Annotated in this window: 9 protein-coding genes; all 9 read right to left on the bottom strand. The window is 66.0% G+C overall.

Annotated features, from left to right (window positions below; genetic code table 11):
- The 9 genes from ACLP9N_RS01205 to ACLP9N_RS01245 are packed head-to-tail and all read right to left on the bottom strand — an operon-like array spanning nucleotide 1 to nucleotide 7,421.
- Entirely contained in the window at nucleotides 1-267 is a 267-nt protein-coding gene (locus ACLP9N_RS01205; protein WP_442405684.1) for a HypC/HybG/HupF family hydrogenase formation chaperone, read from the bottom strand.
- A 3-nt stretch (nucleotides 268-270) separates the two neighbouring features.
- On the bottom strand, nucleotides 271-771 hold the full coding sequence (locus ACLP9N_RS01210; RefSeq protein ID WP_442405685.1) for a hydrogenase maturation protease: 501 nt from the start codon (nucleotides 769-771) through the stop codon (nucleotides 271-273).
- A 17-nt stretch (nucleotides 772-788) separates the two neighbouring features.
- A complete protein-coding gene (locus tag ACLP9N_RS01215; RefSeq protein ID WP_442405686.1) occupies nucleotides 789-908 on the bottom strand; it encodes a DUF6893 family small protein in 120 nt (39 codons plus the stop codon).
- Nucleotides 896-2,245 carry a hypothetical protein gene (locus ACLP9N_RS01220; protein ID WP_442405687.1) on the bottom strand — a complete coding sequence of 450 codons (1,350 nt, stop codon included), beginning with the start codon at nucleotides 2,243-2,245 and terminating at the stop codon, nucleotides 896-898. Before ACLP9N_RS01220 ends, ACLP9N_RS01215 begins: the two co-directional genes overlap by 13 nt.
- Entirely contained in the window at nucleotides 2,242-2,895 is a 654-nt protein-coding gene (locus ACLP9N_RS01225) for a DUF6084 family protein (protein ID WP_442405688.1), read from the bottom strand. The genes ACLP9N_RS01220 and ACLP9N_RS01225 overlap by 4 nt, the downstream gene beginning before the upstream one ends.
- Nucleotides 2,892-3,548, bottom strand: a complete 657-nt coding sequence (locus ACLP9N_RS01230; protein ID WP_442405689.1) for a DUF5947 family protein — start codon at nucleotides 3,546-3,548, stop codon at nucleotides 2,892-2,894. The genes ACLP9N_RS01225 and ACLP9N_RS01230 overlap by 4 nt, the downstream gene beginning before the upstream one ends.
- A gap of 47 nt (nucleotides 3,549-3,595) precedes the next feature.
- Nucleotides 3,596-4,510 carry a NifU family protein gene (locus ACLP9N_RS01235; RefSeq protein ID WP_442405690.1) on the bottom strand — a complete coding sequence of 305 codons (915 nt, stop codon included), beginning with the start codon at nucleotides 4,508-4,510 and terminating at the stop codon, nucleotides 3,596-3,598.
- A gap of 3 nt (nucleotides 4,511-4,513) precedes the next feature.
- Nucleotides 4,514-6,313: a nickel-dependent hydrogenase large subunit gene (locus tag ACLP9N_RS01240; RefSeq protein WP_442405691.1), complete on the bottom strand. Its 1,800-nt coding sequence runs from the start codon at nucleotides 6,311-6,313 to the stop codon at nucleotides 4,514-4,516.
- 52 nt (nucleotides 6,314-6,365) lie between these two features.
- Nucleotides 6,366-7,421, bottom strand: a complete 1,056-nt coding sequence (locus ACLP9N_RS01245) for a hydrogenase expression protein HypE (RefSeq protein ID WP_442405692.1) — start codon at nucleotides 7,419-7,421, stop codon at nucleotides 6,366-6,368.
- Nucleotides 7,422-7,501: the final 80 nt, after the last annotated feature.

Consider the following 7,501-nt stretch of genomic DNA (forward strand, 5'->3'; position numbering starts at 1 on the left):
TCAGCCGCCCTCCGGGCTGACCGCCGGGTCGGTGTTGCCGCGCCCCATCAGCTCCAGACCCGCCATCGCCTGCTCGGCCCCGGCTCGATCCGTCTTTTCGACGGCGAAGCCCATGTGAATGATCACCCAGTCACCGGGCTCAAAGGTCTCCTCGGGCAACATGCCGACATTGACCTTGCGCGCCTCGCCGGTGACGTCGACCAGCGCCAGCTGTCCTTCGTAACCGTCCAGCATCCTGATCACTTGACCGGGGATACCCAGGCACATGATTCAGCGCTCCTGTCCTAAAGCTGCCGAAGGGGCCGGACTCTGCAACGCTGCCACGATATCCTGGACCGCTCGCGCGGCCCGGGGCACGGCCTTGGCGACGGGTTCGGTGAGTCCGATGCCTTCCTCGACGCTTCCCGCCTCGCAGCCAATGACGACGGTGTAGGGCGGATTGCCGCCCAGTGCCCGCAGGCTGGCGAAGACCGCGGCCGGATCCATGCTGTGACCGTCTAGACCTGCTGTGTCAGACGCCGATTCGTGATCAGCTTGGAAGACGTGCAGCGTGCCCGGCTCGCCGCGGCTGGGTATCGCGTCGACGAGGACCAGCGTGTGCCACTCCTCAAGCAGGTCGTAGGCCAGGTGCATGCCCCTGATGCCGTAGTCGATGACGCGCACAGCCGGATCGTCTCGTGGCAGCTCGGCATTTCGGACCACTTCGGATCCGAATCCGTCGTCTCCCAGGAAGATATTTCCGATTCCGGCCACCAGTATGCGTGCTGCCATCGGGCTGCTCGAGCCGGCTACATTCGGCGGAGCTTGAGGTAGCGGCGAGCATCCGGCAGGGACGCCAATCCCATCACCGCCGCGACCGCGACCACCAAAGCGATGATGCCGATGAATATCCAACCTAGGACTTCCATGTCGAACTCCTTTCCGGGGTCTGCTGAGTTTCCAGTGGCTCGATTTCGTCGGGGGAGAAGTACAGATAGCGGCCATACCAGTCGTGCAGGTCGGCGGCCGGGTCGTCGTCGACGACAACCCCGACGTGCTTGTTGCCCTCGACATCCTCGTGCACCGACGTGACGCGGGCGGTCTTGCCGGCGACGAAGATGTCTTGGGCATCGGCGTTGCGCCTGGGTCGCAACCGGACCCGGCTGCCCCGTGCTACCTGGGTGCCGTTCACCAGCACCGCGTCGATTTCGGGACGAACCGCATTGTCGGCCAGTGGATCCCACCAGTCGACTCCCTCGGGGATCTCGGGCACCAGCCCCGCCAGCGTGTGCGGATTACGTAGCACACCGTGTAGGCGGGCCATGTCGTCGGCTGACATGGCGTCACACTGGTCGATGATCTGCGCGGCCCGCGGATCGGTGGCCCGGGCCTGCGCCTTCTCCTCGTCGGTCATCGTCATCACGCGCAGGGTCAGGATCTCGTCGATCTCCGTGCAGTCATAGAGCGCGGTGTTGCTCTGTTCGGCCACCTCGGGGTGGTCGTAGAGAATGATCGGCGAGATCAGCAGCACGTCGTGCGTGCCGGGCGGGCCGGCGAGCACGGGGAAGCAGCGGTGCTGGTGACACCGGGACACCGCGCCGGCCGCGGCCGGGGTTGGCTCCAGCAGCGAAACGAACTCGCCCCCAACGACTTCAGCGATGATATGAGTTCCGATCATGGACCGCGCAATCGCGTCGCTCTTGCCGGTCGCAGCAGCGCCTAGATTGCTGATCCGCACCGAAATCCGGTGCAGCTCGCCGTCCGGCTCGCTGTTAACGGTCAGTTGGCCACGCACCTCCTGACGATCGCGGACCAAGCGCCCCCCGTTGACGGGCTCAATGTCGGTTGCCGCCTCTGCGGTCACCGCAAACGTCCACCGCTGACCGTCGAGTGCGATAGGGCCGAACGACCTCTCGCATTCGACCGCTTCGTCCCAGGTCAGCCACGACCCCGACGGCGTGGTCAGTTCGTCGACGGGTTCGAATCCGCCGTCGGCACGTTCGCGTTCGGCCCGGCGGTGCTGCAACTGCAGGAACCGCACCACCATGGTGATCGCCTGGGCCCCGTCGAGAAGAAACTGCGCGGCGAGGTTGTCGTCTTCGCCCAGGCCGGCGTGGCTCGCGCCGGGCGGACCCAAAACGCCGAACTGCCAACGTGATTGGTTCTTGCTTGACGTCCCGCGATACGGGTACAGCAGGTAGCCCTCGTAGAGCACCGCGTCGGCGACGGCGCGGGCCCGGTCCCAGCTTGAGGTCCTGGAAGTCACTGCGCCGTCTCCCGGTCGGCGTCCAATAGCGAGGTGACCGCGTGGTCGAGGTCGAGCAGTCCTTGCGCGGATTTATAGGCGGCCAGCGCCGCTATGGTGTCGTGGCTCAGCCGCACCCACCCGGTGTTCGGATAGTGTTGCGCGATCAGATCCCGCCACACTGCGACCGGCATATCGTAGCGATACTCGCAGTCCCACGGCACCTGCTGAACCGAGAAGCCGCGTTCGGACTTGACGAAAATGGTTCCGCTGAAGAGGAATTGGAGCGGGATTGCGCCGTCGTGCAACGCGTGCAGGTACTTGGCGGCTGCGACCTCGAAGTCGTAAGTGCAGTCCAGCGGAAGGGCCACCGTCGTGTTCCCGGCGAAGCCGGGCACCATTGCGGTGCAGTGCTGCCAAAGGAAGGTGCGTTGGGTACTCGCCCAGCGTTCGCGGGGCCCGAACAAGTCGATCAGCCCGGCCGCTTCGTCGTCGGTGTAGGCGCGTCGCAGCGGCTCGATGCGGACCTGGCAGCGCAGCGCGATGGCGTGCACGGGGTCGTCCGTGCTGGCGGCGACACTGACGCGGGCGGTCAGCACCGGGCTGACGGTGTACGGTTCGGGCGCCACGTCGAGAACGGCGAAGGCGAGGTCCACATGCCGGTCGGTCATGACGGCGTCTCTACGGGCGTTTCCTGGGAGCGAGCGGCAACCTGCGCGAAAAAGCCGTCGATGAACGCCCGAGCCTCCTGGCCACCGTCGAACCCCCGCCACAGCATGCGCAAGCGTCCGACGAACTCGTAGCACGCGTCGATCGGCACCAAATAGGTTTGCGGCGGACCCTCTTCGCGCTCGGGAACCCGGACCAGCAGCGCCTCCACGTCGTCGGCCAGCAGGCCCACCCGCGAGTCGGCGGCCCTGACGGCGTTCCAGGCGTCTTCCCAGGCTTCTGAGTCCAGCTCGGACTCGGTCGCGCCGGCCGGGCCGGGGTAGAAGGCGACCGTGCGCCCCAGCTCAGAGTTGGTGAAGAAGAAGGCCACCCCGACCGGGATCTGGAATGCCTCCCAGGCGCGGCGGTCCAGCGCGAAATCGGGAAACGCCAGATACCGGTCCGGCACCGCCCGGTAACGCAGCTCGGCGCTGCTGTCGGTGAATAGCAGATAGCAGGCGCGGCAGACGCACATCAGTTGTCGGCCAGCCACATTCACCACGTGCTGATGCTCGTCGGCGATCGCCTCCGAGCACATCTCGCATCGTTCACCCGCCGGTTCGGGGGCGCTCCGCTTGCTGGTGATGCGCGTCAGGACGTCATAGGGACTAGTCACAGGCGCCGCTCCTCCTCATCGCTCCGCTCTGCATCGTCGCCGGCGCGTCATGCCGGAGCTCCGAGAGTTTCTGGTAGCGCCACCGACAGCACGCCGTCGCGAGGCAGCAGCGGCAGCGGCTCGAGGTGAGTCCCGTTCAATCCAGCCCCCGCGTGCACGACGTCGAAATGCGTTCGACAGCGCGGACATTCCAGCAGCGCCTCGCTAAGGGCCGCGCCGGCGAGCGAATCGTCACACACCGGACAGTGGTCGCGATAGGCGAACGTTTGGCCATCGACCCGGCACGCCAGCATCGCGCTGCCGCCGACCAGGAAGCCCGCCACCTCGCCGGGCGCCAGGTCGGCCACCTCGGGCACCGGATGCCAGCTGGCGGCGCGCCCATTCGACTTCACATGGGCCATCAGCGATTCGGCCGGGATCACACTGGAGGTTTCGGCGGTGACCACCTCGATCGAGGAGATCTCCGGCGCGGCGGCCCGGACCGCGTCTTCGACCGCCAGCTCCAGCGTCACCGCCGAGGACGGGCAGCTCTTGCAGCTACCGGTGAACGCGAGCCGCACGGTGCTTTCCCCCGGCCGTTCGCCGGGAACGACGTCGAGCAGATCGACGTCACCACCGTGCGAGCCCAGGTACGGTCGCACCCGATCCAGCGCGTCGGACACCCGGCGGCGCACGCCGTGCGGATGCAGGCCGTGCACGAGGAGCAGGCTGGCCACCAGGTCGTCGGTGGCCAGCCGCTCGGCCAATCCCGATTCGTGGGCCGGGTCGGCAAGTTGCATGATCCGCTCCAGCCCGGCTCCGTACAGCCCGACGACCTCGCGGACCAGCTGCTGGGCGCGTTCATACGCCGCGGCCCCACTCGCCGCGCAGGAATCCAGAAGTGTCTGGATCCGATCGCCCGCCGCACGCCACTGCACTTCTCTTTCCGCGGTTCCCGCGGGTTCGTCCGGGCGACCCGCCATGCGTCACTCCCCGACAGGCGACTGTGTTGGGGTATGCAGTCTGTCCAGGGTCTTGCCCTTCCCCAGGTACATGTGCACACCGCAGGGCAGACAGGGATCGAAGCTGCGCACCGTGCGCATCACGTCGATGCCCTTGAAGTTCTCCCGCGTGTTCTCCTCGAAGATCGGTTGACCCTGCACTGCGTCTTCGTAGGGGCCAGGTGTGCCGTAGCTGTCGCGCGGGTGGGCGTTCCACGGGGGGGGCGGGTACGGGTGGTAGTTGGCGATCTTGCCGTCCCGGATCACCAGGTGGTGGCTGAGCACACCGCGCACCGCCTCGGTGAAGCCGCAACCGATGGCCTCGTCGGGCACGTCGAACTTCTCCCACGTCTTGGTACGCCCGGCGCGGATCTCCTCCAGCGCCTTCTCCGCGAAGTGCAGCGCGCACGCCGCTGCGTAGGCCTGGAAGTAGGTGCGCGCCCGGTCGCGTTCGATCGTGTTGCTGCCGTACTTGGGCACCTTCCACTCGAACTCCACCGGACCCTTCAGCACGGTCTTGGGGAGGTTGATCTTCACGCTGTTGCCGGTCGCCTTGACGTAACCGATGTCGACCAGGCCGGCCAGTGCCGTGGCCCACAACCGGGCCAAGGGTCCGCCGCCGGTGTCCAGCGCCAGGTGGTCCTTGCCGTCGAACCAGCGCGGCGACATCTCCCAGCTGTACTTGCCGCCGTCCATGTCCCGCTTCTGCGGATGCGGGTTGGTGTGCTGATTCCATGGGTGGCGCCGGTCCACCGCGTTGCCCAGCGGGTCGGTCTTGACGAACATCTCCTGGTCGGTCCAGTCGTCGTAATACGAACTGCCCAAAAGAATTCGGATGCCGAGGTTGATGTCCACCAGCGAATGGGTGAGCAGCTTGCCGTCCACCACCACGCCCGGGGTGACGAACATCGCGTTGCCCCAACGCTCCATGTCCTTGTACTCGAAGTTGCACACCTCGGGGTCCTGGAACGAGCCCCAGCAGCCGAGCAACGTGCGACGCAGGCCGACCTTCTCGTAACCGGGCAGCGCCTCGTAGAAGAAGTCGAACAGGTCGTCGTGCATGGGGACGACCTTCTTCATGAACTCGACGTAGCGCATCAGCCGGGTCATATAGTCGGTCATCAACTGGATGGTCGCGACGGTGCCCACCCCGCCGGGGTACAGCGTGGACGGGTGCACGTGGCGACCTTCCATCAGGCAGAACATCTCTCGCGTCCAGCGACTGACCTGCAGCGCCTCCCGGTAGAACTCGCCGCTAAACGGGTTGAGCGAGCGCATGATGTCGGCGATGGTCTTGTACCCGTGCGCGTCGGCGTGCGGGGCAGCCGTCCTCTCCGCCTGGGCGAGCACGCTGGGATTGGTCTCGGCGACCATCTTCTCGCAGAAGTCCACGCCGACCAGGTTCTCCTGGAAGATGTTGTGGTCGAACATGTATTCCGCGGCCTCGCCGAGGTTGACGATCCACTCGCCGAGGTGCGGCGGCTTGACCCCGTACGCCATGTTCTGCGCGTAGCACGAACAGGTCGCGTGGTTGTCACCGCAGATGCCGCAGATGCGGCTGGTGATGAAGTGGGCGTCGCGCGGATCCTTGCCCTTCATGAAGATCGAGTAGCCGCGGAAGATCGAGGACGTGCTGTGGCACTCGACGACCTCCTTGTTCTCGAAATCGATCGTGGTGTAAATGCCGAGGCTGCCCACGATCCTGGTGATCGGGTCCCAGGCCATTTCAACAAGCTGGCCGGGTTCGCGCTTGGCGGTGGTCGGCTCGGGCACGATAGTTGTCATCGAAGTCTCTCCGTCTGAGATGAGAATGGGGCGCGCTGACCTGGTAGAGGACCTACCAGGTGCGGCGCGCTCCAGTGGTGAGTTCACTGCCCGTATGCCGCCAGCGCGGTTCCTTGTCGAGGGTGCGGGCCGTGATACCCCTCAGGCTGCGGATCACGGACCCGTACAGACCCGACGTGGCGCTCGACAACTTGCCGCCCGGCGGCTCGTCCATGAACGGCATGAACTTGTCCGGGAAGCCCGGCATGGTGCACCCGATGCAGATACCGCCGACGTTCGGGCAACCGCCGACACCGTTGATCCACCCCCGCTTGGGCACGTTGCACTTCACGACCGGGCCCCAACAGCCAAGCTTGACAATGCATTTCGGCGACCCGTACTCGGTGGCGAAATCGCCCTGCTCGTAGTAGCCGGCCCGGTCACAGCCCTCATGCACGGTCGCCCCGAACAACCACTTGGGGCGCAGGGCGTCGTCGAGCGGGATCATCGGCGCCTGGCCGGTCGCCATGTAGAGCAGGTAGGTCAGCGTCTCCGACAGGTTGTCCGGATGGATCGGGCAGCCGGGAACGCAGACGATCGGGATGCCGGCCTTGCTCTTCCACTCCCATCCGAGGTAGTCGGGCACACCCATGGCCCCGGTGGGATTACCGGCCATCGCGTGGATGCCGCCGTAGGTGGCGCAGGTCCCGACCGCGACGATCGCGGTGGCCTTGGGCGCCAGCCGGTCCAGCCACTCGCTGGTGGTCATCGGCTGGCCGGTGGCGGGGTCGTTGCCGAACCCGCACCAGTAGCCCTCGTCCTTGATCTTCTCGTTGGGAATGGATCCTTCGACGACGAGCACGAAGGGTTCCAGTTCGCCGCGATCGGCTTTGAAGAACCACTCGAGGAAATCGTCCGCCCCCCCGGTGGGACCGCATTCGAAGTCGATCAGGGGCCAGTGGACGGCGACCTTGGGAAGGCCGGGAAGCGCCCCGAGTGCGATCTCCTCGACGCTGGGCTGGGTGGCGGCAGTCAACGCCACCGAATCACCGTCACAACTAAGACCCGCATTAATCCATAGAACATGAATCAATGTTTCTTCTGCCTTGACTGCTGCTTCTGTTGGCATGGCGCAGCTTTCCGGGGCGGGCTGAAGCCCCTACGCTGCCGGAGTCGACCGTCGGCCCACTTGCGCAGCGTTCTTTTTCG

It is taken from the genome of Mycobacterium sp., from assembly GCF_052144515.1.
GTDB lineage: Bacteria > Actinomycetota > Actinomycetes > Mycobacteriales > Mycobacteriaceae > Mycobacterium.